Origin of the sequence: Kitasatospora sp. NPDC048239 (assembly GCF_043202015.1) — a bacterium.
Lineage (GTDB): Bacteria > Actinomycetota > Actinomycetes > Streptomycetales > Streptomycetaceae > Kitasatospora.
In genome coordinates, this window is record NZ_JBICZP010000002.1 from 389,250 (window position 1) to 415,493 (window position 26,244).

19 protein-coding genes are annotated in these 26,244 nt (G+C 75.4%); 10 read left to right on the forward strand and 9 right to left on the reverse strand.

Features of this window, described 5'->3' with window-relative positions; genetic code table 11:
- The first annotated feature begins 200 nt into the window (after positions 1-200).
- A complete protein-coding gene (locus ACGFZP_RS05900; RefSeq protein WP_392929010.1) occupies positions 201-839 on the forward strand; it encodes a suppressor of fused domain protein in 639 nt (212 codons plus the stop codon).
- 77 nt (positions 840-916) lie between these two features.
- On the opposite strand, the gene ACGFZP_RS05905 is transcribed toward ACGFZP_RS05900, so the two are convergent.
- The 5 genes from ACGFZP_RS05905 to ACGFZP_RS05925 form a co-directional block, all read right to left on the reverse strand.
- Positions 917-1,777 (reverse strand): PHP domain-containing protein, encoded by an 861-nt coding sequence (locus ACGFZP_RS05905; RefSeq protein WP_392929012.1) that lies wholly within the window; start codon positions 1,775-1,777, stop codon positions 917-919.
- A gap of 146 nt (positions 1,778-1,923) precedes the next feature.
- Complete coding sequence (locus ACGFZP_RS05910) at positions 1,924-2,562, reverse strand: DUF6758 family protein (protein WP_392929014.1); 639 nt, start codon at positions 2,560-2,562, stop codon at positions 1,924-1,926.
- A gap of 320 nt (positions 2,563-2,882) precedes the next feature.
- Positions 2,883-3,029 carry a hypothetical protein gene (locus tag ACGFZP_RS05915; RefSeq protein ID WP_392929017.1) on the reverse strand — a complete coding sequence of 49 codons (147 nt, stop codon included), beginning with the start codon at positions 3,027-3,029 and terminating at the stop codon, positions 2,883-2,885.
- A gap of 336 nt (positions 3,030-3,365) precedes the next feature.
- Complete coding sequence (locus ACGFZP_RS05920) at positions 3,366-4,253, reverse strand: alpha/beta fold hydrolase (RefSeq protein ID WP_392929019.1); 888 nt, start codon at positions 4,251-4,253, stop codon at positions 3,366-3,368.
- Between the two features lie 145 nt (positions 4,254-4,398).
- Positions 4,399-6,114 (reverse strand): DEAD/DEAH box helicase, encoded by a 1,716-nt coding sequence (locus ACGFZP_RS05925; protein ID WP_392929020.1) that lies wholly within the window; start codon positions 6,112-6,114, stop codon positions 4,399-4,401.
- 754 nt (positions 6,115-6,868) lie between these two features.
- On the opposite strand from ACGFZP_RS05925, the gene ACGFZP_RS05930 reads away from it, so the two are divergent.
- The gene (locus ACGFZP_RS05930; protein WP_392929022.1) at positions 6,869-7,594 is read left to right on the forward strand and encodes a ferritin-like fold-containing protein; all 726 of its coding nucleotides are present in this window, start codon (positions 6,869-6,871) and stop codon (positions 7,592-7,594) included.
- 24 nt (positions 7,595-7,618) lie between these two features.
- On the opposite strand, the gene ACGFZP_RS05935 is transcribed toward ACGFZP_RS05930, so the two are convergent.
- From ACGFZP_RS05935 to ACGFZP_RS05945, 3 genes are all read right to left on the reverse strand, one after another.
- The gene (locus tag ACGFZP_RS05935) at positions 7,619-7,936 is read right to left on the reverse strand and encodes a hypothetical protein (protein WP_392929024.1); all 318 of its coding nucleotides are present in this window, start codon (positions 7,934-7,936) and stop codon (positions 7,619-7,621) included.
- 128 nt (positions 7,937-8,064) lie between these two features.
- Positions 8,065-8,292 (reverse strand): DUF3107 domain-containing protein, encoded by a 228-nt coding sequence (locus tag ACGFZP_RS05940; RefSeq protein ID WP_392929026.1) that lies wholly within the window; start codon positions 8,290-8,292, stop codon positions 8,065-8,067.
- Positions 8,293-8,427: 135 nt separating this feature from the next.
- On the reverse strand, positions 8,428-9,108 hold the full coding sequence (locus ACGFZP_RS05945; RefSeq protein WP_392929028.1) for a TetR/AcrR family transcriptional regulator: 681 nt from the start codon (positions 9,106-9,108) through the stop codon (positions 8,428-8,430).
- A gap of 233 nt (positions 9,109-9,341) precedes the next feature.
- Here ACGFZP_RS05945 and ACGFZP_RS05950 point away from each other — a divergent pair, with 233 nt between their 5' ends.
- The 5 genes from ACGFZP_RS05950 to moeZ all read left to right on the forward strand — a co-directional run bounded on the left by ACGFZP_RS05950 (position 9,342) and on the right by moeZ (position 16,091).
- Complete coding sequence (locus tag ACGFZP_RS05950) at positions 9,342-10,289, forward strand: alpha/beta fold hydrolase (protein WP_392929030.1); 948 nt, start codon at positions 9,342-9,344, stop codon at positions 10,287-10,289.
- A gap of 490 nt (positions 10,290-10,779) precedes the next feature.
- Positions 10,780-12,480 carry a DUF3492 domain-containing protein gene (locus ACGFZP_RS05955; protein WP_392929031.1) on the forward strand — a complete coding sequence of 567 codons (1,701 nt, stop codon included), beginning with the start codon at positions 10,780-10,782 and terminating at the stop codon, positions 12,478-12,480.
- Positions 12,480-13,592, forward strand: coding sequence for a hypothetical protein (locus ACGFZP_RS05960; RefSeq protein WP_392929034.1), 1,113 nt, complete (start codon positions 12,480-12,482; stop codon positions 13,590-13,592). Before ACGFZP_RS05955 ends, ACGFZP_RS05960 begins: the two co-directional genes overlap by 1 nt.
- A 67-nt stretch (positions 13,593-13,659) precedes the next feature.
- On the forward strand, positions 13,660-14,649 hold the full coding sequence (locus ACGFZP_RS05965) for an NAD-dependent epimerase/dehydratase family protein (RefSeq protein WP_392929036.1): 990 nt from the start codon (positions 13,660-13,662) through the stop codon (positions 14,647-14,649).
- A 263-nt stretch (positions 14,650-14,912) separates the two neighbouring features.
- Positions 14,913-16,091 (forward strand): adenylyltransferase/sulfurtransferase MoeZ, encoded by a 1,179-nt coding sequence (moeZ, locus tag ACGFZP_RS05970; protein WP_392929038.1) that lies wholly within the window; start codon positions 14,913-14,915, stop codon positions 16,089-16,091.
- An 83-nt stretch (positions 16,092-16,174) separates the two neighbouring features.
- On the opposite strand, the gene ACGFZP_RS05975 is transcribed toward moeZ, so the two are convergent.
- Positions 16,175-18,904, reverse strand: a complete 2,730-nt coding sequence (locus ACGFZP_RS05975; protein ID WP_392929040.1) for a flippase-like domain-containing protein — start codon at positions 18,902-18,904, stop codon at positions 16,175-16,177.
- Between the two features lie 134 nt (positions 18,905-19,038).
- Between ACGFZP_RS05975 and ACGFZP_RS05980 the strand changes: the two genes are divergently transcribed.
- The 3 genes from ACGFZP_RS05980 to ACGFZP_RS05990 all read left to right on the forward strand — a co-directional run bounded on the left by ACGFZP_RS05980 (position 19,039) and on the right by ACGFZP_RS05990 (position 26,147).
- On the forward strand, positions 19,039-19,422 hold the full coding sequence (locus tag ACGFZP_RS05980) for an MGMT family protein (protein ID WP_392929041.1): 384 nt from the start codon (positions 19,039-19,041) through the stop codon (positions 19,420-19,422).
- Between the two features lie 84 nt (positions 19,423-19,506).
- Complete coding sequence (locus ACGFZP_RS05985) at positions 19,507-22,860, forward strand: ATP-dependent helicase (RefSeq protein WP_392929043.1); 3,354 nt, start codon at positions 19,507-19,509, stop codon at positions 22,858-22,860.
- A gap of 32 nt (positions 22,861-22,892) precedes the next feature.
- The gene (locus tag ACGFZP_RS05990) at positions 22,893-26,147 is read left to right on the forward strand and encodes a UvrD-helicase domain-containing protein (RefSeq protein WP_392929045.1); all 3,255 of its coding nucleotides are present in this window, start codon (positions 22,893-22,895) and stop codon (positions 26,145-26,147) included.
- The last annotated feature ends 97 nt before the right edge of the window (positions 26,148-26,244 follow it).

The window sequence follows — 26,244 nt, forward strand, 5'->3', positions numbered from 1 at the left end:
GGTACGGGGAAGGCGTCCGGGCCGGGTAGAGCTGCCGGTACTGCATGGTCGGCTGGTATCCACCGCAACCACCTCCTTCGCGCCGCTGCCCCGGGGGTAGAAGCATCCCCGGTGGCCAGTCGCTCACACTAACATCTGACCGGCCCTCGCCGCTGGGGTGTCCGCGGGCCGGGCCCCCGCGGCGGGTTACGCTCACCGGCATGGCGCACGACTTCCCGCTCTTCGGCGATCCCTCCGGCGGCTCCTCCGACCTCTCCCGGACGGCGGTCCTGGCCGCCGTGGAGGCCCGGCTGCTGACCACCTTCGGCGAGCCGGGTGGCCGCGCCGCGGTGACCTTCCTCGGCGCGGACCGGATCGAGGTGCTGCGCTTCGGCCCGGACGCCGACGGCCTGGTCCGCTACGCGACGCTCGGGATGTCCGCCGCGCCGATGGCCGACCCGACCGCACCGGTCGCCGACCAGGTGCGCGGGCCGCGCGCGGAACTGCTGCTGACGGTCCGTGGGGGACGCGACAGCGTGCTCCGGACGCTGGCCACCTTTGCCGCGACCCCGCAGGTGGAGGGCCTGGTACTGGCCCCCGGCGGCTCCCTCGACCTCGGCGCCCCGCTCTGGGACGGCGCGCCGTTCACCTCCGTGCTGGCCGCCGAACCCGGTGGTCTGGTGGCCGACCTGGAGCTGGACGAGCCCGCCGACCCGGTGCGCTTCCTGCCGCTGCTGCCGATGACGCCCAACGAGGCGGGCTGGAAGCGGGTGCACGGCGCGGCCGCGCTGGAGGAGCGCTGGCTGAAGCACGGCACGGACCTGCGCGACCCGGACCGCCGCGGGGTACCGCTGGACTGACGCTCGCTCAGGGGCGCGCGGTGCGGCGGCCGCACCGCCGCACGCACCGGTACGCCCGCGCGCGGGACGGGCCGGGCTCAGCCCCCGATCGGCTGCGCGCCGGTCGCCTGGGCCAGCAGCGCCTCGTACACCGCCGGATCGGTGGTGTGCTCGCCGAGCCGGACGGTCTTGCGGCCGCCGTGGTAGTCGCTGGACCCGGTGGTCAGCAGCCCCAACTCGGCGGCCAGCCCGCGCAGTCGCTCCCGGGTGGGCTCGTCGTGGTCGATGTGGTCGACCTCCAGCGCCGCCAGCCCGGCCGCCGCCAGCTCGGCGATCACCTGCTCGGAGACGGTCCGGCCGCGCTTGACGGCGCCCGGGTGGGCGAAGACGGGCACCCCGCCGGCCGCCCGGACCAGCCGGACCGCCTCGACGGGGTCGGTCTCGTGCTTGCGGACGTCCGCCCGGCCGCCGTTGGCCAGCCAGTCGGCGGTGAAGGCGTCCGAGACGGTGGCCACCACGCCCGCCTCGACCAGGGCGCTGGCGATGTGCGGCCGGCCCACCGAGCCGGTGCCGGCGATCCGCTCGACCTGCTCCCAGCTGATGTCGGCGCCGAGCTCGCGGCAGCGCTCGACGACCGCCCGGCCGCGCCGGAACCGGTCGGTGCGCACCAGCTCGCGCTCGCGCGCGAAGCCGGGCTCGGCCGGGTCGAACAGGTACGCCAGCAGGTGCATGCTGACGCCCTCCACCACGCAGGACAGCTCGGCGCCCGGGACGAGGGTCAGCCGGGTGCCGACGGGCAGCGCGTGCACCGCCTCGGCGGCCTCGGCGTGGCCGGACACGGTGTCGTGGTCGGTGAGCGCCACCACGTCCAGTCCCGCGGCGACGGCGGCCGAGACCAGCTCGGCCGGGCTGTCGGTGCCGTCGGAGGCGTTGCTGTGGGCGTGCAGGTCGATGCGCACGGGGCGGGCTCCTGGAGGTGGGCGCTCGGGATGCCGCCCAGAATAGTCCGCCGCCCCGTCCGCCCGGGGGCCGCGCCTCAGGGCCCGTCAGACACCCCGGCCGGACAGCGCCCAGGACAGCGCCCAGACAGGGCTTAGAGCAGGGCCTACCCGAACAGACGGGGGGAGACCGCCCCGCAGGGCAGCAGGTCGAGCTCGGCGCCGGCCTCCCGCAGGTCGGTGAGCACCAGCTCGTCGTACATCACCAGCGCGGACTGCTCCGGCCAGGCCACCGCCCAGAGCCAGAGCCCCCGGGCCTCGCCGACGAACACCGCGCGGTCGGCCGGGGCGTCCGGGACGTGGAACATCGGCGTGGGCCGGCCGGCCGCCATCAGCTTGGCGTCGGCGGGCTTGTAGAGCGAGACGGACTCGCCCGGATCCGGCCCGTTGAGCCCCGCGTAGCGGGCCCCGAGCCCGACCCCCAGCTCCTCGGCGACCAGCACCAGCTCGCCGAACCCGCCGAGCGGCGCCGGGCCCGCGCAGGCCACGGCGGTGGCGCGGGCGCCGGAGACATCGTCACCGACGTGTGCGATCCCGGTGTAGAGCCAGCCCACCGGGAGCGGCCAGGGCAGCCAGACGGGGACCTGCGAGCGGGCGACGGCCACGCCGAGCGCCTCGACGCTCGGGGGCAGCACGGGCTGCATCGGGTGCACGGCTCCGTGCTGGTCGCACTGCCAGGTGTCGGAGAACAGACCGGGGGCGCGGACCCGGCCGGCGCACCTCGGACAGCTTGGCTCGCCCCTCATAGCCGACAACGCTCCTCCCTCCGGACCGCCGCGTCAAGGACGATCACCCGTACGGAGGGCTCGGCGGGACCTGTCGGTGGCGGGCGCCCGGCCCGCGCGGTGTGGGCGCGTTGCGGGCGACTCCGCTAGGAAATGTCCAGTCGGGGGCGGCGGCAAACGTCGGCGGCCGCGGGGGCCGACGGAGGCGGACACACGGACTGACGCCCCGTCATCGGCGAGTGCGGTGGCGGGGCGTCAGTCCGGTATCGGAACGTCGGGGTCGGACGTTCCCGGCTCGTCGTCGGCGGGTGAGCCCTCCTGGGCGGAGGCGCCGCACCGGGTCAGACGGTCGGGCACGGGCGGATCAGCAGGCGTTCGCCGGTGCGGGCGGCGGCCTGGACGAGCTCGCGGACGGTTTCGGCGTCGGCGATCAGTCGGTCGATGGCGTTTCCGTTGGTGTCGTCGAGTCGAAGGATTTCAAAGCGCATGGGCCTGTCCTTTCCTGGCCCCGTCGGGCGGGGCGGTCGCGGCTGAGTCGGTATCAGCCCTCGTGGGGTCTGTCGGGTCGAGCGGAGAACGGCCGGCTCGAAGGTCTGCTGCGGCAAAGGGCTCCCCCCTGCTTGCCAGGTGCTGCTCGTGTCGCTGGTGCTGCATGGACCACGGTGTCGTGGTGCTGCTACCGGGCCGTTGCCCGTCCGTAAAGTCCTGGTTTCGGCCGATAGACGATGACGTCGATGGCGACGATGATTCCCAGACAGAATCAAATATTACCGCAACTAACGACTTTTGTCCCGCGTCGACGCCGGTGGGCCCGGCGGGACGCGCTACGAGCGGGCCCAGAAACCGGCCAGGGCGGCGGCCGTGGCGGCCGGCTGCTCGGCGTTGGGGGAGTGCCCGGCGTCCTCGACCACCACGCGCTCGGCGCCCAGCCGCAGCGCCATGGCGGTCTGCTCGGGCACCGGCCAGGCGTAGTCCCGAACCCCGGAGAGCACCAGCACGGGCAGCGCCGCGGCGGCCGTGGCGGCGGCCAGCTCCTCGACCCGGTCGGGTGCGGCGATCAGATGGCCGCCGGTGGTGGCGAGCGACTGCGGGACGTTGGCCACCCAGCGCTGGTGCAGGAACCGCGCGACCTCGGCGGACGGACGCCTCGCCGGATCGCCGGAGCCCTCCTCCATCTGCTGGAGCACCTGCCAGATCTCCTCCAGGCTCATCGTCGGCAGCACGTCGATCAGCAGCTTGGTCCGGGCGGCCTCGGACGGTTCGATCGCACCCGGCCCGGTGGACATCAGGGTCAGCGAGCGCCACGGCAGCGGGCCGTCCGCGGCCGCCGTCAGAACGGCCTCGCGGACCACCTGGCCGCCGAAGGAGTGCCCGAGCAGGTGCAGCGGGGTGTCGCCGTCGGCGAGCGCCTCGGACAGCGCCCGGACGTCCGCGCCCAGCTCCCCGACGGCGTACGCCCCGGGGTCGTCCGGTCCGCCGGTCTCGTGCTGGCCGCGCTGGTCGACCGCCGTCACCCGGTAGCCGGCCGCCGCGAGCGGCTCCAGCAGGGCGATGAAGTCCTCCTTGCTGCCGGTGAACCCGGGCACCAGCAGGACGCTCCCGCGCACCGCCCCGGCGGGCTCGGCCCGCAGCGCGGCGAACCCGCCCCGGGCGGTCGGCAGCCGCAGTGCGTGCGCACAACTGGGGAGGGTGAGGAACGGCGGGGTGCTCATGGGCGGTCTCCTCCGGAGGTTCGGCGGCCGGCCCCGGGGTGACCGGTCGGTAACCCCGAGCGTAGTGCGGCGCCCGCGGCCGGTGCGGGAAAAGCCGAGGGGGCGGCGGGTCCGGTCCGGACCCGCCGCCCCCTCGGGCGTTCGCTCAGCTCTCCGGGGTGGCCTCGCCGGCGGCGGCCGGACGGCGGCTGCGGGTGCGGCGGCGCGGGGCGGCGGCCTCGGCCGGGGCGTCCCCGGTGCCCTGCGGTGCGGCCTCGGCGGTCGGCTCGGCCTTCGCCTTGGCCCGGCTGCGGGTGCGCGGCCTGCTCGCCGGCTTCTCCGCGGCCTCCACCGCGTCGGCGGCGGGAGCCTCCACGGGGGCCTCGGCCACCGCGGTGGCCGCGCCCTCGCCGGCGGCGCCGCGCGGACGACGGCGACGGCGGCGCGGAGCGGCCTCGCCCTCGACGGCGGGCGCGCCGGCCTCGACGGCCACGGCCGCCTCGGCGGGCGACTCGACCACGGCCGCGTCCGCGACCGTCTCACCGGCGCGGGTGCGACGGCGCTCGCGGGAGCGGCGGGCCGGCTTCTCCTCGGCGGCCTCGACCGGGGCGTCGGCAGGCCGGCCGGAGCCGCCCCGCGCCGCGCCGCGGCCGCCCCGGGCGCCGCCGGCCGAGCGCGAACCGCGCCCGCCGGTCTCGCCGAGGTCCTCGACCGCCTCCGCGCCGAGCCCGGCGCGGGTGCGCTCCGAGCGCGGCAGCACACCGGTGGTGCCCGGGGCGATCTTCAGCAGCTCGTACAGGTGCGCCGAGGTGGAGTAGGTCTCCTCCGGCTCGTTGAACTTGAGGTCCAGCGCCTTGTTGATCAGCTGCCAGCGCGGGATGTCGTCCCAGTCCACCAGCGTCACGGCGGTGCCGGACGCGCCGGCCCGGCCGGTGCGGCCGATCCGGTGCAGGTAGGTCTTCTCGTCCTCGGGGCACTGGTAGTTGATGACGTGCGTCACGCCCTCGACGTCGATGCCGCGGGCCGCGACGTCGGTGCAGACCAGCACGTCGACCTTGCCGCTGCGGAAGGCTCGCAGCGCCTGCTCGCGGGCGCCCTGGCCGAGGTCGCCGTGCACCGCGCCGGCCGCGAAGCCGCGCTGGGTGAGCTGGTCGGAGACGTCGGCCGCGGTGCGCTTGGTGCGGCAGAAGATCATCGCCAGACCGCGGCCCTCGGCCTGCAGGATGCGCGAGACCATCTCCACCTTGTCGAGCGAGTGCGCCCGGAAGATGTGCTGGGTGGTGTTGGCCACCGTGTGGCCGGTGTCGTCCGGCGCGGCGGCCCGGATGTGGGTCGGCTGGCTCATGTACCGGCGGGCGAGGCTGATGACCTGGCCCGGCATGGTCGCCGAGAACAGCAGGGTCTGCCGCTTGGCCGGCAGCATCGTGATGATCTTCTCGACGTCGGGCAGGAAGCCCAGGTCGAGCATCTCGTCGGCCTCGTCGAGGACCAGCGCGCGGACCTTCGACAGGTCCAGCTTGCGCTGCCCCGCGAGGTCGAGCAGGCGGCCCGGGGTGCCGACGATGATGTCGACGCCCTTCTTGAGCGCCTCGACCTGCGGCTCGTACGCGCGGCCGCCGTAGATCGCGAGCACGCGGACGTCGCGGACCTTGCCGGCCGTCTGCAGGTCGTTGGTGACCTGGGTGCACAGCTCGCGGGTCGGGACGACGATCAGCGCCTGCGGGCCGTCGGAGAGCTGGTCCTCGGTGGCCCGGCCGGCGTCGATGTCGGCCCGGACGACGACGCGCTCGATCAGCGGGAGGCCGAAACCAAGGGTCTTGCCGGTGCCGGTCTTGGCCTGGCCGATGACGTCGTGGCCGGTCAGCGCGACCGGGAGGGTCATCTCCTGGATGGGGAAGGGGTGGAGGATGCCGACGGCCTCAAGGGCCTCGGCGGTCTCCGGGAGGATCCCCAGATCCCGGAAAGTGGTCTTGGCGGGTTCAGCGGTGGTGGACAGGGTGCTGCCTCTTCCGTGTGGTGGGGCCGAGAGCGAGAGAGCGGCGGGCAGCCGCGCGGCTGCGTACGGGCCAGGGCCCTGAATACAGCTGCGCGGACGCACAACCGCGCCGGTCCCTGCGGCCGGCCGGTGGTTCGCGCGGCCCGGTGCGGGGCGCGTCGCCGGCGGCGTCGGGGAGGATTCCCGTGAGGGACCTGCGCGGGACCTTCGCCGGGGGCGGCGCGGTCCGCGGCGGCCCTCGCTCGGCCACTGATGCGGTGCCAGGGCTTGAGGTCCAAGCCATGGTCGGAGCCGATCGGCTCTCCGACCGGGCATCCGCGTACATGAGGACCCGGCTTCCGGTACGGACACGTCCTGGTGGACGGTCCCGCTGCGGAGCGGGCTTGCCCGGCACACCGAGACGGCGGTGACACCGTGCGAGCACTACGGGCCTCCCTACCACCATACAGTCACGCGACGACTCGAACACGTGACGCGTCTGACATCGCGGTGATCAAGGGGCAACGAGCGGGTGGCGCGGGCCCCTCCGGCGGGGTCGGCAGGGCCTGCGGGCGCCTTCCGGGGCAGGTGGGGAGGGCCGCGCCCGGCGGTGGCGGCGGGTGGTGGGGGTTCGCGCCGGGCGGGACTAAGGTGGCAGGTCATGGAGACCCATGGGGAGACGCAGGACGGCGCGACCGGCTCGATCGGGGACTGGGCGACCTGCTCGGCCGACCCGGGGTACCGGGCGGCCGTACTGGACCTGCTCGGCGCCCTCGCGTACGGCGAGCTGAGCGCCTTCGAGCGGCTCGCCGAGGACGCCAAGCTCGCGCCGGGCCTCGCCGACAAGGCGGCGCTGGCCCGGATGGCCTGCGCCGAGTTCCAGCACTACCAGCGGCTGCACGACCGGCTCGCCGAGGTGGGCGCGGACCCGCAGGAGGCGATGCGGCCGTTCGTCGAGCCGCTGGAGCTGTTCCACCGGATGACCGCCCCCTCCGACTGGCTGGAGGGCCTGGTCAAGGCCTACGTCGGCGACGCGATCGCCACCGACTTCTACCGCGAGGTGGCCGTCCGGCTGGACGACGACACCCGCGACCTGGTGCTCGGCGTGATGTCGGACACCGGGCACGCGCAGTTCGCCGTCGACAAGGTGCGGCAGGCCATCGAGGCCGACCCGCGGTCCGGCGGCCGGCTGGCGCTCTGGGGCCGACGGCTGATGGGCGAGGCGCTCAGCCAGGCCCAGCGGGTGGTCGCCGAGCGGGACGCGCTGTCCAACCTGCTGGTCGGCGGCAGCGTGCAGGGCTTCGACCTGGTCGAGGTCGGCAAGATGTTCAACCGGATCACCGAGGCCCACACCCGGCGGATGGCCGCCCTGGGGCTGGCCTCCTAGGGCCCGTCCGCGGGGTGCCGGCCGTCAGGCGGGCCGGTGCCGCCGGTGGGCGCCCGGGCGGTGCGGGCGGTGCCGGTGCGCCGGTGCGCGGCCGGCCGCGAGGTCCGGCCGGGCCAGCACCGAGGTGAGCAGCGCCGAGCAGAGCGCCGAGACGGCCAGCGTGGCCGCCGGGTACCGCCCGTCCAGGGCGAATCGTGCGGTCACCCCGCCGAGCAGGGCCGCCACCAGCGCCGTCCCCATCGTCAGCGCCCGGCCGGCCGGGAAGTACGCCGGCAGCGCCAGCAGCGCGGTCAGTCCGGTGACCAGACCGATGAGGACGAAGGCGAGCGACTCGACCAGCAAGGGGGCCTCCCCGATGGCGCGGGTGCGGCGCCGGTACGGCCGCACTGTCGCCGTACCCCCGGTCGCCGGGCCGTACACGCAGCGGTGCCCCGCACCCTCGGTGAGGGGGCGGGGCACCGTGAAGCGGCTCAGAGCGTGCCGAACCCGACCTTGCGGACGGCCGGCTCGCCGATCTCCACGTACGCCAGGCGCTCGGCCGGGACGATCACACGGCGGCCGTGCTCGTCGGTCAGCGAGAAGAGCTTCTCGGTGCCCTCCAGCGCCTTGGCGACCGCGTCCTGGACCTCATCGGCAGTCTGCGAGCTCTCGATCACGATCTCGCGCGGCGCGTTCTGAACGCCGATCTTGACCTCCACGGCTTCCGTCCCTCCGGGGTTGCAGCCATCCACGCGCGGACACCGGACCGCCTGGGACAAGCGTTCGCGGCGACCGCGCCGTACGGCTTCACCATAGAGCACCCGATCATCGGCGCGGCGAAGCCCGGCAGATCGCTACTCGGAAGCGGCCTGGGGCCGGTCGTCGTCCTCGTCGCCCGAGCCCGGCTCGCCCGGGTGCATCGGGAAGCCCTTGAGCCCGCGCCAGGCCAGGCTGGCGACCAGCCGTACCGCCTCGTCGCGCGGGATCTGCAGCCCCTGCGAGAGCCAGTAGCGCGCGGTGATCTGGGCCAGGCCGCAGACGCCGGCCGCGAGCAGCTTGGACTCGGCCTCCGGCAGGTCGGTGTCCTCCTGGATGACCTTGCTGACCAGCGTCGCGCTGGCGTCCGAGGCCCGCTCGACGCGCTCGCGCACGGCGGGCTCGTTGGTCAGGTCGGACTCGAAGACCAGGCGGAAGGCACCGGACTCGCTGGAGACGTAGTTGAAGTACGCCTCCATCGTGGCGGCGACCCGCTGCTTGTTGTCGGTCGTCGCGGCGAGCGCCGAGCGGGTCGACTCGACCAGCGCGTCGCAGTGCTTGTCCAGCAGTGCCAGGTAGAGCTCCAGCTTTCCGGGGAAGTGCTGGTAGAGCACCGGCTTGCTGACCCCGGCACGGTCGGCGATGTCGTCCATGGCCGCCGAGTGGTAGCCCTGGGCGACGAACACCTCCTGGGCGGCACCGAGCAGTTGTTCACGGCGGGCGCTTCGCGGCAGGCGGGCACCGCGCGGGCGCTCCTGCGCCTCCTGGATGGCCGTCACGGCGCTCCTCACTTCACGGGTTGTTCGGGGCGGGCAAGGTGACTGATTCTACTTTTCGGTAACCGCATTCGCGCTTGGCGAGCGTGAGAAAAGCGCCGGGCCCCCTTGTCAGGTGCCCACAATACGGCGCTGACCACGGCCGTCGGCAGTGGTGCGACAAGGGATGAGACGACCGGGCCGGGGGAGGCCGGGGCCTGGGCCCGCGGGGGTGCGGCTCACTACCATCGTCCACCATGAGCAGCGCTGAGCAGCAGGTACGCACGTCGGCGGGGGAGCCCGCGCAGTTCCGTACGGTCGAGATCCCCGGTGCGGTGCTGGCGGTGAGCGGCCCCGACGGCGGGCCGGTGGACGGTGCGGACGGCGCCGGGGTGCGGGAGCCCGCGCTGTTCGTGCACGGGCTCGGCGGCTCGGCGGGCAACTGGACGGCCCTGATGGACCGGCTCCGCGACGTGGTCGACGGCGAGGCCGTCGACCTGCCCGGATTCGGCCGCTCCGCCCCGCCCGCCGACGGCAACCTCTCGGTCAACGGCCACGTCCGCGCGGTGATCGGCTACCTGGAGGCGACCGGGCGAGGGCCGGTGCACCTGTTCGGCAACTCGCTCGGCGGCGCGGTCTGCGTGCGGCTCGCGGCCCTGCGCCCGGACCTGGTGCGCAGCCTCACCCTGATCTCACCCGCGCTGCCGGAGCTCCCGCCGCAGCGCACCGCCTGGCCGACCGCCCTGCTCGCGGTGCCCGGCCTGCCGGCCCTGCTGCGCCGGATGCCGTCGAACGGCCGCAGTGTGGAGGACGCCACCGACGGCCTGCTGCGGCTGGTCTACGGGGACCCTGAGGCGCTGGCCCCGGCGGTGCGGGCCGAGGCGGTGGCCGAGTACCGGCGCCGGACCGAGCTGCCGTACGCGATGCCGGCGCTGATCGGCTCGGCGCGCGGGATCGTCTCCGCGTACACCGAGCGCGGCGACCAGGCGCTGTGGCGGCAGGCCGAGCGGGTCCGGGTGCCGGTGCTGCTGGTGTACGGACTGCGCGACAAGCTGGTCTCCTACCGCTCGGCGCGGCGGGCCTGTGCGGCCTTCGCGGACGCCCGGCTGCTGGTCCTGCCGGACTCGGGGCACGTGTCGATGATGGAGTACCCCGACCGGGTGGCCCGGGCGGTGCGGGAGCTGCTGGGCGCGGACGCGCGGTAGGCCCGGTCCGGCCGGTCCGGCCGGGCGCGCGGACGGACGGACCGGACCGGGCGGCGATAACGCCCCGGTTCGGGGCGAGGTCACGCCGGTTCACTCGTTCAGGTGGCAACCAGCCAGGTGACCGATGGAGGGCCGCCGGCCGGTCCTACCTTTCTGCTGTCGGACCGAACAGGTGTGGGGGAGGGGCGGGCGCCGGAACAAGGCCGGCGGCCGCGAACAAGGGGTGTCGGCGGGTCGGGTGTGACCGCCGGAGCGGGCGTGCGCCCGGAGGAGCGGCCGCGGTGAGTGCGCGGTCGGGCCGCCGGGCCGCGCGGTCGCGCCGCCGTCCGGCGGTGCCCCGCCCGGTATCGCGGCGCCGCCGGTGGCCGGGCCGACCGGCCCGGAGCGGTCCGCGGGCCGCCAGGGTGCCCGCCCCGGCCGCCCGGCCCGTTCAAGCCGTCCGGCGATCCGTTGACCCGTCCGTCGATCCGCCCTGCTCTGGAGGTCTCCCGTGCGCGTTGCACTGCTCACCGAGGGCGCCCGTCCGTTCGCACAGCGTAGCGCGGGCGGCTGGTGCGCCCGACTGGTCGAAGGCCTGGGCGAGCACGAGTTCGAGCTGTACGTGCTGGCCGGGGCGGCCGGCTCGGGCGTTGCCGACAGCCCCTCGGGCCGCTGGCACGGGGTGCACGAACTGGCCCTGTGGGGCCGGCGGCCGCCCGGCCGCACGCCGGGGACGCTGCGCAGACGGCAGTACGTCCGGGCCTACGAGGACCTGGTCCGGGCCCTGGTGATGCCGGGCGGGCGGGCCTCCTTCGGCGCCGGGCTGTACCGGCTGGCCGCGCTCGCCCGCGAGGACGGCGCGCTGCCCGCCTTCCTTGCCTCCGCCCACGCCCGCCGCGCGCTGGAGCGGGTCTGGCGCTCGCCCGGGGCCGACACCTCGGCCGGGCAGCCGCTGGTCTGCGACGTGCTGGTCGCGGCGGACCTGCTGGAGCAGTGCCTGCGCCCGCTCTCCGCCCCCTGGTACGGCACCGCGCCCGGCGGTCTCGGTGCGGCCGACCTCTGCCACGTGGTGGGCGGCGGGCCGGCGGCGCTGCCCGCGCTGGTGGCCAAGCGGCTGCACGGGGTCCCGCTGGTGGTCACCGAGCACGGGCTGCACCTGCGCGAGCAGTACCTCGGCTACCGCGAGGCGCCGTACCGGTGGCCGGTCCGGGCGCTGCTGCTGTCCTTCTTCCGGGCGCTCACCGAGGAGACGTACCGGCAGGCCGCGATACTGACCCCCGGCAGCGCCCACGACCAGCAGTGGCAGCGGCGCTGCGGGGCCGACCCGGCGCGCACCAGGGTGGTGTACGAGGGCACCCCGGCGGTGTCCCGGGCGCCGGCCGGTCCCGAGCCCTCCGCGCCGACCCTGGTCTGGGCCGGTCCGCTGGAGCCGGGCCGGGACACCGAGCTGATGCTGCACGCCTTCGCCGGCGTCCGGGCCGAGCTGCCGGGGGCGCGGCTGGTGGTCCACGGCGAGCAGGCCGCGCCCGGCTACCTGGCGCACTGCCGGGCGGTCGCCGGGCGGCTGGGGGTGGCCGACGCGGTGGAGTTCGCGGGCCGGCCGGCCTCGACCGCCGAGGCGTGGGAGGGCGGCACGGTGGTGGTCTTCTCGGCGCTCTCCCAGCGCAGCCCCCGGCTGCTGGCGGACGCGATGCTGAGCGGGCGGGCCGTGGTCACGACGGACGTGGGCGTGGCCCGGGAGGTGGTCGGCCCGACCGGGCTGCTGGTGCCGCCGCGCGATCCGCGGGCGCTGGCGGCCGCCTGCCTGGCGCTGCTGCGCGACGAGGAGCGCCGCGCCCGGCTGGGGCTGGCGGGCCGTCTGCGGGCGCAGGAACGCTTCGCCGTGGAACCGGTGATCGGCGCGTTCCGGGAGGTCTACCTGGAGCTGGTCTCGCAGTGGCCCGCCTTCCCGGCGGCCGAGGGTGCCGGGGCGGTCGGGGAGCACCCGCGCCCGTTCGCCCGGCCCGCCGAGTACTGGCTGGCGGACGGCCGGGGCGCGGGCGCCCCGCAGGCCGCCGCGGGCGGCGCCGCGGACGGCGGCCCGGACGACGGCCCGGACGGTGCCGAGGGCGGATCGCAGGACGGACGGCGGGGCGGACGGCAGGACGGACGGCGGGGCGGGCGGGCCGAGGAGGCGCGCGAGCGCCCCGGCGCCCTGGCCGAGGCGGTCTGATGACCGGCAGCGGCCCGACAGCCGGCGCCCCGGCGGTGCCGGGCGGGGGCGCCGACGAGGCGGCCGGGGGCCCGGCGGGCCGGGTGACGGGCGATCCGGTGCGGGAGGTGATGGCCGCCCACCGGGTGCTGTGCGAGCGGGCCGTCGACCCGCTGGAGATCGCCGCAGGCCTGGAGGAGGCCGGGCTGGGAGCGGCCGCGGCCGCCCGGTGCCGGCACGCCGATCTGTTCTCGCTCGCCGAGGAGCTGTACGCCCGGGTGCCGCGCCGCCCGCCCGGTCCGGCGCAGGCGGCCGACGGACGGGAGGGCCGGCGGCGGCGCTGCGGCGCGGCCCTGCGGGTGGCCGCGCTGGCGGCGCTGCCGTGCGCCGCGGCGGCCGCTCTCGGAGCCGCCCGGCCGGTGCTGCTGCCGGCGGCCGTCCCGCTGGTCCTGCTGCCCGCGCTGGCCGCCGGGGCCGACGGTGCCGGTCCGCCGGAGCAGCCGGTCCGCGCACGGCGGCCGGTGCTGCTGGCCCACGGGCTCGGCGTGGCGGGCCTGTTGCTGCTGCCGCTGGCCGGGGCGCCCGGTGGCGCGGTCGGCGAGGGCCGGGTGACGGCCGCCCTGGTCCTCGCGGCCGCGCTGTCGGCCGGGTCCGCGGACTGGGCCGCCCGCTGGTTCCGGCACGTCGGCCGGGGGCATCTCGGGACGGCGGGCACGCTCGCCGAGTTCCGCTCCCGGATGCGGCCGGTGCTGCCGGTCGCCGTCGCACTGCACCTGGCCGTCCTGGCCGTGCTGACCTTCGCCGCGCTCGCCGTGCTCACGGCCGTCGCCCCGCGCCCCGGCCCGGACCACGGCGGCGGGCTGCTGCACGTGGCGGTCGAGCGCGCCGACGGCGCCCAGTGGGCGGCGCAGGGCGTGCTGGGACTGCTGCTGGTCCTGCCCGCGCTGCTGGACCGCTGCGGCCGGACCGCCACCGCCGCGCTCGGCGCACTCGCCGGGCCGGTCCTCACCGCGGCCCTGCTCGCGACGGGCCGGAGCCTGCCGGCCGCCGGACTGCTCGGCGGCGGCGCGGTCGCGCTCGTGCTTTTCGGGTATGCGTCGGTGGTGCTCGGCCGGGCCGGTGCACACCGCTGAACCTCCCCCTGTTCACTCTGTCCGCCAGGTCGATACCCGACCTCGCTTCGTGGAAGGACACCCCCCGATGAGGGTGCTGCTGCTGGGCGCCGACGGCTTCATCGGCCGCCGGGTCACCGATCGTCTGCTCGTGGACCAGGAGTTGCAGGTGACGGTGCTCGGCCGGCGCGACTCCGCCGACATCCGCTTCGACCTGACCGCCGGGAGCCCGGGTGCGCTGGCCCGCTTCCTGGACGCGGTCGCACCCCAGGTGGTGATCAACTGCGCGGGCGCCACCTACGGCAGCTCGCGGACCCTGATCCGGGCGAACACGCTGGCCGTCGCCACCGTCTGCGAGGCGATCCGGCGCAGCCGGGAGCCGGCCCGGCTGGTGCACGTCGGTTCGGCCGCCGAGTACGGACCGGTACCGGGCGGGGTCCCGGTGGCGGAGAGCGCCGAGCCGCGCCCGGTGGGCCCCTACGGGGTGTCCAAGCTGGCCGGGACGGAGCTGGTGCTGGCCTCCGGGCTGGACGCGGCGGTGCTGCGGGTGTTCGACGTGGTGGGCCCCGGGTCGCCGACCGCCTCGCTGTTCGGCCGTCTCGCCGAGGGGCTGCGCCGGGCGCTGGAGCGGGAGGAGTCCCAGGTGAGGATGCCGGACCTGTCCGGATACCGGGATTTCGTGGACGTCCGGGACGTCGCGCGGGCGATCCAGGCGGCGGCGGTGTCGGCCGCCACCGGTGTGATCAACATCGGCAGCGGGCACGCCGTCCGGGCCCGGGACGCGGCGCAGCTGCTGGTCCGGGCGTCGGGCTTCGAGGGGTCGATCGTCGAGGAGAACCGGCCGGTGCTGCTGCCCGCGCAGGTCGGCGGCCCGGTCGACCAGTCGGCCGGGCACCACCTGCCGGGCCACCGGGTGCTGGAGCCGCGGCCGACCGAGGGCCGGGTGCCGGCCGGTGAGCCGGTGCCGTGGCGGCAGGCGGACGTGCGGACGGCCCGGGACCGTCTCGGCTGGCGGACGCAGGTGCCGCTGGAGGAGTCGCTCGGGGACGTCTGGCTGGAGACGGCCTGCCGGGTCTGACTCCGGGTCTGACTCCGGGCCGGTCCGGCGGGCGCGGGCGCGGCGGCCTCCGGGGCCGGTCGACGGCGGGGCCGCCGCGACGCTGACCGGCCCCGGAGCCCGGTCCCACGATCCGATGCCGGTCGTCTCGCCCATCGGACGGGCTGTCTCGGAATACCGGGGCCACGTGACACTGTTGGCCTAGCAGAGCCACCTCGGTGGCGGAGCAACAAGCCCCAAGAGGTTGGCCCTGGCCACCTGAACCGACGACCATCGGAGTCCCCGTGTCGCTGCCACCCCTGGTCGAGCCGGCCGCCGAGCTCACCGTTGACGAGGTCCGCAGGTACTCCCGCCACCTGATCATCCCCGACGTGGGCATGGCCGGGCAGAAGCGGCTGAAGAACGCCAAGGTGCTGTGTGTCGGCGCCGGCGGCCTGGGCTCGCCCGCGCTGATGTACCTGGCCGCGGCGGGTGTCGGCACCCTCGGCATCGTCGAGTTCGACGTGGTGGACGAGTCCAACCTGCAGCGCCAGATCATCCACGGCCAGTCGGACATCGGCCGCTCCAAGGGCGAGTCGGCACGGGAGTCGGTCAAGGAGATCAACCCCTACGTCGACGTGATCCTCCACGAGGAGCGCCTCGACAACGACAACGTGATGGAGATCTTCTCCGGCTACGACCTGATCGTCGACGGCACCGACAACTTCGCCACCCGCTACCTGGTGAACGACGCGGCGGTGCTGCTCGGCAAGCCGTACGTGTGGGGCTCGATCTACCGCTTCGACGGCCAGGCCAGCGTGTTCTGGGCCGAGCACGGCCCGTGCTACCGCTGCCTCTACCCGGAGGCCCCGCCGGCCGGCATGGTCCCGTCCTGCGCCGAGGGCGGCGTGCTGGGCGTGCTCTGCGCGTCCATCGGCTCGATCCAGGTCACCGAGGCGATCAAGCTGCTGGCCGGGGTCGGCGACCCGCTGGTCGGCCGGCTGATGATCTACGACGCCCTGGAGATGAACTACCGCCAGGTGAAGGTCCGCAAGGACCCGAACTGCGCGCTCTGCGGCGAGAACCCGACGGTCACCGAGCTGATCGACTACGAGGCCTTCTGCGGCGTCGTGTCGGAGGAGGCGCAGGCCGCCGCCGCCGGTTCGACGATCACCTCGAAGCAGCTGAAGCAGTGGCAGGACGACAAGGAGGACATCTTCCTGGTCGACGTCCGCGAGCCCGGCGAGTACGAGATCGTCAGCATCCCCGGCGCGGTGCTGATCCCGAAGAACGAGTTCCTGATGGGCAACGCGCTGGAGTCGCTGCCGCAGGACCGGAAGATCGTGCTGCACTGCAAGTCGGGCGTGCGCTCGGCCGAGGTGCTGGCCGTGGTGAAGTCGGCCGGCTTCGCCAACGCCGTCCACCTGGGCGGCGGCGTGCTCGGCTGGGTGAACCAGATCGAGCCGCACAAGCCGGTCTACTAGGCCCCGTCCCAAAGGCCCCGAACGCCGAGGAGGGCCCGCCGACCGTCACGGTCGGCGGGCCCTCCTCCGTCTGTCCGGACTTTCTAGAGCGCGCCCTTGCGCTGGAGCACGTTGTAGGAGATCCAGCCCGGCAGCACCGGCAGCCAGAAGGTGAGAGCCCGGTAGAGGAACACCGCCGGGGTGGCCACCGCCGGGGGCACGTCGGCGACGGTCAGGGCGCCGATCAGGGCGACCTCGACCGGGCCGATGCCGCCGGGGGTGGGGATGGCGGAGCCGGCCGCGTTGGCGGTCAGGAAGACCACCGCGACCGCGGAGAAGCTGATGCTGCCGCCGAAGGCCTGCACCGAGGCGTCCAGGCAGGCGGTGAAGGACAGCGTGAGCAGCAGGATGCCGCCGAAGCCGGTGACCAGCTTGCTGGGCGTCTGCATCAGGTCGAGCATCCGGGGCACCACGCCGAAGAACAGCGAGCGCAGCCGGTTCAGGACGAACCGCCGCAGCGGGGCGACGGCCGCGACCACCAGGGCGAGCACGGCGGCGGACAGCACACCGATGATCACCGCGCGGGAGGCGGAGAGGTCGCCGTTGGTCTGGCTGCCGGTGATCAGACCGAAGCTGAACAGCAGCAGCAGGTGCCCGGCGAGGCCGGCCAGCTGCGAGGCGCCGACCGAGGCGACCGCCTGGCCGGAGCGGATGCCGGCCTTCTGCAGGTAGCGGGTGTTGAGCGCGATGCCGCCGATCGCGGCGGGCGCCACCAGCTTGACGAAGGACCCGGCGATCTGGGCCGCCACCGTGCGCCGGAACGGCAGCTTCTCCGGGACGAAGCCGGTCAGGCTCATCGAGGCGGCGACGTAGCTGAACGCGGCCGCGGCCAGCGCCACCGCCGCCCAGGCCCAGTTCATCTGGGAGAGCTTGAGCTGGGCCGGTTTGATGGTGGTCAGCGCCAGGTAGGCGGCGAAGGTCAGCGCGATGACCATGATCAGGGTCTTCGGCTTGAGCCGTTCCAGCTTCGCCGTCTCGGTCGGCGCCTCGGGGGCGATCTGGAGGATCTGGCCGCGGATCCGGCTGAGCAGGTCCTCGCCCGCCACCGCGATGTCCTCCTCGGCCTGCTGCTGGGTGCGCTCGCCCGCGGCGACCTGCTCCAGCGCCCTGGCCCGGGCGGCGGTCCTGCGCTCCTTGGTGAGCTTCCTCAGGTCGACCCTGGTGGAGCGGCTCATCCCGACCGGCTGGAGCAGCGGCAGCGCCTGCGCCACCCGGTCCGCGCCGAGCACGGCGTTGGCGGTGGCGACCGCCCGCTCCGGGCCGATCCGCAGCGCGAAGGTGGTGAGCAGCTGGGCGACGTCGATCCGCAGGGTCAGGTCGGTGGCGGCGATGTCGCCGCCGGAGAGGTTGACCAGACAGGCCGACTTGCCGTCCACCACCAGCAGGGACTCGCCGGTGAGCCGGCGGTGGGCGATCCGGCGCTCGTGCAGGGCCCCGACGGACTCCCACAGCGAGGCCATCACCTGGTCGGTGACCTCCTCGTCGGCGAGGTCGTCCAGGGTGCGGCCCTCGACGTTCTCGTAGACCAGGATCGCGGCGTCCGGACCCAGCTCGGAGGTGGCGACCAGCTGCGGCGCGCGGGCCCCGGAGGCGGCCGCCGCATACGCGATCAGGGCCTCCTGCTCCAGTGCCTGGCGCAGCGACTGGGGGCTGCGCCGGACGGCCACCGAGCGCAGCCGCAGCCGCCGCCAGGCGCGGTAGAAGAAGCCGGAGGCCTGCTGCTCGCGGTCGATGATGTGGACGTCCAGCGGCGGGCCGCTCTGCTGGGCGACGAAGTAGCGGCGGGTGCCGCCGGGGGCGTCGGCGGCCCGGTGCGCGCTGGCCGGGGTGAAGCCGACCTTGCGCAGGCCGATCATCAGGTGCTGGCCGGTGGGCCGGATGTTCGGCGAGCCGATCGCGTACAGCGTGCCGTAGGCGACGGACCAGCCGATCAGCACGGTGAGCAGCAGGGACAGCGGGGTGGTGTAGCCGCCGAACAGCTCGGTGATCCCGCTGAAGACCACCACCACCCACAGGGCCACCCGCCAGCGCGGCCGGCTCGACATGCCGACCGCGGTCATGTAGGCGATCACGGGGGCCAGATAGCCGTGCACGGGGTCGGTGAGCGTGCCGGTGCTCTCCAGCGGGAACCGGGTGAGGGCGTCCCGGATCTGCTCGGAGGCGCCCTCGGCGACCCACCAGTCGATGCCCAGCGAGACGCCGTAGGCGAGCACCGAGGCGAGGACGCCGTCGGCGACCCGCAGACCGTCGCGTTTGATCAGCCGCTCGACGGCGAAGGCCAGCGGTACGGCGAGCACCGCGACGCTGGAGACGAGGCCGGCGATGGTGGACAGCACCGGCGAGAAGCGGGGGGCGTTGGAGGCGATGTCCAGCTCGATGCCGGTGGTGGTCGAGGTCGCGACGCCGGCCAGGACGAACACGGCGACTATGCCGAAGACGCCGGCCAGGAAGCGGATCAGGTCCGACGGCCGGTGCGCGCGGGCGGCGAGCAGCGGCTCGTCGACGTCCAGGTGCGGGGTGTCCTCGTGGGCGTCGTGCTCCTGCGGGGGAGCGGGCTGCTGCGCGGGGACGCCGGCGGCCGGCGCCGGGCCGGTCGCGGCCTCGGGTGCCTCGGCCCCCGGGGCGGGCGGTTGCGGGGTCTTGATCGTCCGGTCCTTGATCAGGGAGACTTCCGGCGTCGGCTCGGCGGCGGGCCCACCGCCGGGACCTGCGGGCACGGCGTTTGCGGACTCGTCGGAGTCCTCGTCCACGCCCACGTCTGCCGTCCCGGTCATCTGGTCTTGTCCTCGTATCACCACTCACCGCCCCGAAGATGGTGGCATGCCTCGGCGCCCCGTGCTGGACAGGGGGCGCATCGGGCGCGGCGGATCGTTCGTACGGGCCCGCCCGCCTCCCCGGGTGGGGAAGAATGCCGCAGGTGACGGACGCTACCGACGGCGGCGTGCTGCCGCCCTTCGCCGAACTGGTGCTCGACCTGACCGAGCGGATTCCACCCGGCCGGGTGATGACCTACGGGGACGTTGCCGAGTACCTCGGCCACGGCGGCCCCCGGCAGGTCGGCCGGGTGATGGCCCTGTACGGCGCCGCCGTGCCCTGGTGGCGCGTGATCCGCGCGGACGGACGCCTCCTGCCCGGCCACGAGCGGCGGGCGCTCACCCGCTACCGCGAGGAGGGTACCCCGCTGCGCGAGCACGCCGACCCGCCCCGGGTCGATCTGGTGCGGGCCCGCTGGGACGGACGGTACCCGGGAGCCCGCACGGAAACCCGGAAACCGGTGCGCGGACGGGAATGACGGGGCAGGATCGTAGGCTCGATACGGACGGGCCCCTCGCGGGGCCCGCCTTCCGTCGCCCGCAGCACAACCCCCAGGACGTCCGTGAGCTCCCCCTACCGTCTGGTGCGCAGCCCCCTCGCCCAGCCCGCCCCGCCCGTGCTGGACGAGTACCAGCGCGCCGTGGTCGAGCACGCGGGAGGCCCGCTGCTGGTGCTCGCCGGGCCCGGTACCGGCAAGACCACCACCCTGGTGGAGGCCGTCGCCCGGCGGATAGAGGACGGCACCGACCCCGAGAAGATCCTGGTCCTGACCTTCAGCCGCAAGGCCGCGACGGAGCTGCGCGACCGGATGTCCGCCCGGCTCGGCGCCGCGGCCGCCGGCCCCCGGTCCACCGCCCTGCGCCCCCCGCAGGCCACCACCTTCCACTCCTTCTGCTACGCCCTGCTCCGCGCCCACCAGGACCCGCAGGACTACGCCGAGCCGCTGCGCCTGCTCTCCGGCCCCGAGCAGGACGTCATGGTCCGCGAACTGCTGGCCGGCGGCGCCGAGGACACCCGCCTCGGCACCTCCCGGATCGGCTGGCCGCTGGACCTGCGGGCCTGCCTGACCACCCGCGGCTTCGCCGACGAGGTCCGCGCCGTACTCGCCCGCAGCCGCGAACTGGGCCTCGGCGAGGCCGAGCTCGAACGCTTCGCCGAGGGTGTCCAGCGCCCCGACTGGGCCGCCGCCGCCCACTTCCTCGCCGACTACCTCGACGTCCTCGACCTGCGCGGCGTCCTCGACTACGCCGAGCTCGTCCACCGCGCCGTGCTCCTCGCCGAGCGCCCCGAGGTCGGCGAGGAGCTGCGGCAGCGCTACGAGGTCGTCTTCGTCGACGAGTACCAGGACACCGACCCCTCCCAGGTCCGGCTGCTGCGCCAGCTGGCCGGCGGCGGACGCGAACTGATCGCCGTCGGCGACCCGGACCAGTCGATCTACGCGTTCCGCGGCGCCGACATCAACGGCATCCTGGAGTTCCCGCAGACCTTCCGCCAGGCCGACGGCAGCCCCGCCGAGGTCAAGGTGCTGCGGGTCTCCCGCCGCTCCGGCGCCGTGCTGCTCGCCGCCTCCCGCGAGCTGGCCCGTCGGATGCCGATGGGCCGGCTGCCCGCCGACAAGCTCGCCCAGCACCGCGCCCTGCTGCCCGCCCGCGAGGGCGGCCGGGTCGAGGTGTACACCTACCCCACCCCCGGCACCGAGCTGGACTCCATCGCCGACCTGCTGCGCCGCGCCCACCTGGAGGACGGCGTGCCCTGGGGCGAGATGGCCGTCCTCGTCCGGGCCGGCGCCCGCTCCATCCCCGGCGTCCGGCGCGCGCTCGGCGCGGCCGGCGTCCCCCTGGAGATCGACGGCGACGACCTGCCGCTGCGCGAGGAGCCGGCCGTCGCCCAGCTGCTGCTCGCCCTGCGGGTCTGCGCCCAGCAGGCCGCCCGCCGCCCCGGGCCCGAGCGGCCCGGCCCCGAGGCCCCGGACCCGCTGACCACCGAACTCGCCCACGGCCTGCTCACCGGCCCCCTCGGCGGCATGGACGGCTCCGACCTGCGCCGCCTCGGCCGCGCCCTGCGCGAGGAGGAACGCGCCGCCCTGCGCGCCGCCGGCCTGCCCGCCGCCGCACTGCGCCCCGCCGAGGAGCTGATCCGCGAGGCCCTCGCCGAACCCGAGCGGCTGGTCGCCCTCGACCCCTCGTACGCCCGCCGCGCCCGCGACCTCGGCACCCTGCTGCGCAAGGTCCGCGAACGGCTGGCCGGCGGCTGCACCGCCGAGGACGCGCTCTGGGACCTGTGGGACGGCAGCCGGCGCTGGCGCGAGCGCCTGGAGCGGGCCGCCCTGCGCGGCGGCGCCGCCGGCCGCAACGCCGACCGCGACCTGGACGCGCTCTGCGCCCTGTTCGAGACCGCCGCCCGCGCCGAGGAACAGGTCACCGGCCACCGCAGCGCCCTCGACCTGCTCGCCGAGCTGGAGGCCCAGGACATCGCGGCCGACACCCTCACCGTGCGGGCCGTCCGCCCCGAGGCCGTCCGGCTGATGACCGCGCACCGCTCCAAGGGCCTGGAGTGGCGGGTGGTCGTGGTCGCGGGCGTCCAGGACGGCCTCTGGCCCGACCTGCGCCGCCGCGGCTCGCTGCTGGAGGCCGACCGGATCGGCCGCGACGGCCTCGCCGAACCGCTCTCCCCGGCCGCCCTGCTCGGCGAGGAGCGCCGGCTCTTCTACGTCGCCGCCACCCGGGCCCGCGAGCGGCTGATCGTCACCGCCGTCAAGGCGCCCGCCGAGGACGGCGACGAACCCTCCCGGTTCCTGCGCGAGCTGTACCGCGAGGACGTCGACCCCCGGACCGGACGGGTGCTGCGGCGCACCCCGCAGGTCACCGTCGAGGACGTCACCCACCGCCCGCGCCGCCCGCTGTCCGTCCCTGCCCTGGTCGCCGAGCTGCGCGCGGTCACCGTCGACCCGGCCCGTTCGCCGGAACTGCGCCGGGCCGCCGCCGAACGGCTCGCCACCCTGGCGGCGGCCGCCGACGAGGACGGCCTGCCGCTGGTCCCCGCCGCCCACCCCGACCGCTGGTGGGGCCTGGACGACGCCACCGCCGCCCCCGAGCCGCTGCGCGACGCCGACCGGCCGGTGCGGCTGTCCGGCAGCGGCCTGGAGCAGCTGGAGAACTGCTCGCTGCAGTGGTTCCTGGACAAGGAGGTCAAGGCCAGGGGCGCCGGCTCCGCCGCCCAGGGCTTCGGCAACGTCGTGCACGCCCTGGCCGACGAGGTCGGCTCCGGGCGGACCCCGGCGGACCTCGCCGTGCTGATGGAGCGCCTGGACACCGTCTGGGACGCGCTCGCCTTCGACGCGCCCTGGAAGTCCCACCAGGAGAAGACCGCGGCCCGCGCCGCCCTGGAGCGCTTCCTCAACTGGCACGTGCTGGAGCGCGGCCGGGACCTCGTCGCCACCGAGCACGGCTTCGACGTCACCCTGGAGGTCGGCGGCGTCGCGGTGCAGATCCGGGGCTCGATGGACCGGGTCGAGAAGGACGAGGCCGGCCGGGCCTACGTGGTCGACTTCAAGACCGGCAAGCAGATCCCCTCCGACAAGTCGCTGCCCGAGCACAAGCAGCTCGCCGTCTACCAGCTGGCCGTCCGGGCCGGCGCGCTCAACGAGCTGCCCGGCTTCGAGGGCGGCCCGCCGCACACCGGCGGCGCCGAGCTGGTGCACCTGCGCGAGCCCGCCGCCAAGGCCGCCCCGGACGCGCCCAAGGTGCAGCAGCAGGGCCCGCCGGACGGCGAGCCGTGGATCGAGGGACTGCTCGCCGACGCGGCCGGCCGCGTCCTCGCCGAGCACTTCGTCCCGCAGACCGGCGGCGGCTGCGACCGCTGCGGCTTCCGCCGCAGCTGCTCCGCCCAGCGGGACGGTGCGCAGCTGGTGGAGTGAGGGTTGTCGGCGCCTGCGGTTAGCCTCGAAGGGTGACCGCCGTGCTCAGCCACCCCGACCAGCTCAAGGACCTGCTGGGCATCCCCTTCAACCCGGAGCAGATGGCGGCCATCGGCGCCCCCCTGGAACCGGCCGTGATCGTGGCCGGCGCGGGCTCCGGCAAGACCACCGTGATGGCCGCCCGGGTGGTCTGGCTGGTCGGCTCCGGCGCCGTTCGGCCCGAGGAGGTGCTCGGCCTCACCTTCACCAACAAGGCCGCCGGCGAGCTCGCCGAACGCGTCCGCACCGCCCTGCGGGCCGGCGGGGTCGGGGTGCCCGCGGCCGAGGAGTGGGGCAGCGCCGCCGGGTACGGCGAGGAGCCGCTCGGCGAGCCCGAGATCTCCACCTACCACGCCTTCGCCGGCCGGCTGCTCAAGGAGCACGGCCTGCGGATCGGCATCGAACCCGACGTCCGGCTGCTCGCCGACGCGACCCGCTACCAGCTCGCCGCCCAGGTGCTGCGCTCCGCCCGCGGCCCGTTCCCCGCCCTCACCGGCACCTTCACCAACCTGGTCGCCGACCTGATCGCCCTCGACGGCGAACTCGCCGAGCACCTGGTCGAGCCGGCCGCCCTGCGCGCCCACGACGAGGACCTGCTGGACGCCCTCGCCACCGCCCGGCTCAGCAACGACGACCTGCGGGCCGTCCCCGGCACCGCCCGGGCCCGACTGGAACTGCTGCGCCTGGTCGAGGAGTACCGCCGCCGCAAGGCCGCCGGCGCACTGATGGACTTCGGCGACCAGATAGCGGCCGCCGCCCGCCTCGCCCAGGAGCGGCCCGAGGTCGGCGAACTGCTCCGCGGCCAGTTCCGGGTCGTCCTGCTCGACGAGTACCAGGACACCTCGGTGGCCCAGCGCCTGATGCTCGCCGGACTGTTCGGCGCCGGCCCGGACGGCGGCGGCACCGGCACCGGCAGCGGCCACGCCGTGACCGCCGTCGGCGACCCCTGCCAGGCCATCTACGGCTGGCGCGGCGCCTCCGTCGCCAACCTGGACGAGTTCCCCCGGCACTTCCCGAAGGCCGACGCCGCCCCCGCCGCCCGGTACGCGCTCAGCGAGAACCGCCGCAGCGGCGGCCGGCTGCTCGCCTTCGCCAACCGGCTGGCCGCACCGCTGCGCGCCATGCACGAGGGCGTCGAGGCGCTGCGCCCGGCACCCGGCGCCGAACAGGAGGGCTTCGTACGGGCCGCTCTGCTGCCCACCCACGCCGAGGAGGTCGACTGGCTGGCCGACTCGGTCGCCCACCTGGTGCGCACCGGTACCGCCCCGGGCCGGATCGCGGTGCTCTGCCGGGGCGGCGCGGCCTTCCCCGACATCCACGCGGCCCTGGTGGCCCGCGAGGTGCCGGTCGAGGTCGTCGGGCTCGGCGGGCTGCTGCAGCTTCCCGAGGTGGCCGACCTGGTGGCGGCCTGCGAGGTGCTGCAGGACCCGACCGCCAACGCGGCGCTGGTCCGGCTGCTGATCGGCCCGCGCTGGCGGATCGGCCCGCGCGACCTCGCCCTGCTCGGCCGGCGCGCCGCCGAGCTGGTCCGCACCGCCCGCCCCGAGGGGGTGGAGGCGCTGGCCGCCGCCGTCGCCGAGGCCGACCCCACCGAGGTGGTGTCGCTGGCCGACGCGCTGGAGACCTTCCTCGACCCGGACCAGCCCGACGAGCTGGCGTTCTCCGCCGAGGCCAGGGTCCGCTTCGCCCGGCTCGCCCGGGAGCTGCGCGAGCTGCGCCGCTCGCTCGCCGAGCCGCTGATGGACGTGCTGCACCGGGTGCTCGCGGTCACCGGCCTGGAGGTCGAGCTCGCGGCCTCCCCGCAGGCGCTGGCGGCCCGCCGCCGGGAGACCCTGCACGCCTTCCTGGACGTCGCGGCGGGCTTCGCCGACCTGGACGGGGACCCGGGGCTGTCGGCCTTCCTCGGCTTCCTGCGGGCCGCCCAGGAGTACGAGCGCGGCCTGGACAGCAGCCTGCCCGGCGGGGAGGACACCGTGAAGGTGCTCACCGTGCACAAGTCCAAGGGCCTGGAGTGGGACGTCGTCGCCGTCCCGGGCCTGGTCAAGGGCGCGTTCCCGTCCGGGAGCCCGCGCGAGCGGTGGACCAGCACCAAGCGGGTGCTCCCGCACGCCCTGCGCGGCGACGCGGCCACCCTGCCCGACGTCCGCGGCGGGTGGAACAACAAGTCCATGGCCGCCTTCAAGCAGGAGCTCGCCGCGCACTCCGCCACCGAGGAGCTGCGGCTGGGCTACGTCGCCTTCACCCGGCCGCGCTCGCTGCTGCTGGCCTCCGGGCACTGGTGGGGCCCCTCGCAGAAGACCGTGCGCGGGCCGTCCGCCTTCCTGGAGGAGCTGCGGGCGCACTGCGAGCAGCCCGGTGCGGGCGAGGTCGAGCAGTGGGCCGAGCAGCCGCTCAAGGGCGCCGAGAACCCGGCGCTGGCGGCGCCCGTGGAGCGGCCCTGGCCGATGCCGCTGGACCCGGCCGCCCAGCAGGCCCGCCGCCGGGTCGCCGAGGTGGTGCACCGCCGGCTGGCCGGGCAGAGCGCCCCCGAGCCGGAGCCGATGGCCGCCGAGGACCGCCGCCAGGTGGAGTCCTGGGACCGCGATCTGACCGCCCTGATCGGCGAGTTGGAGCGCTCGCGGCGCAGCGTCCGGGAGGTGCCGCTGCCCGCCGCGCTCTCCGCCACCCAACTGCTGCGGCTGGCCGCCGATCCGGACGGCTTCGCGCACGACCTGGCCCGTCCGATGCCGCGTCCGCCGCAGCCCGCCGCCCGCCGGGGCACCCGCTTCCACGCCTGGGTGCAGTCCAGGATCGAGCCGCTGCTGCTGCTCGGTCCGGGCGCGCTGCCCGGAGCGGACGACGACGGCATCGAGGACGAGCAGGACCTGGAGCGGCTGAAGGAGGCGTTCCTGCGCACCCCGTACGCGGACCGGACGCCGTACCGGGTGGAGGCGCCGTTCCAGCTGGTGCTGGCGGGCCGGGTGGTGCGCGGCCGGATCGACGCGGTCTACCGGGAGGGTGACGGGCGGTCAGAATCGGGAGGCGCGTCACGCTACGAAGTGGTGGACTGGAAGACGCAGCGCGAGGAGAGTGCCGACCCGCTCCAGCTCGCGGTCTACCGGGTGGCCTGGGCCGAACAGTTGGGCGTTCCGCTGGAGCAGGTCACGGCGTCCTTCCTGTACGTCCGCAGCGGCCGGATCGAACAACCCGCAGGACTTCCCGACCGAAAAGAGTTGGAACGGCTCCTGATCGGGAACAGTGAAGAATGAGTCACGGAGAGCATTCAAGTCATCACGGCATCGGGCGAAACCTGTGCGTAGTGCACGTTTCGTGCCTATTGTGGGGTCGGTAACCGGTCAACCCCCG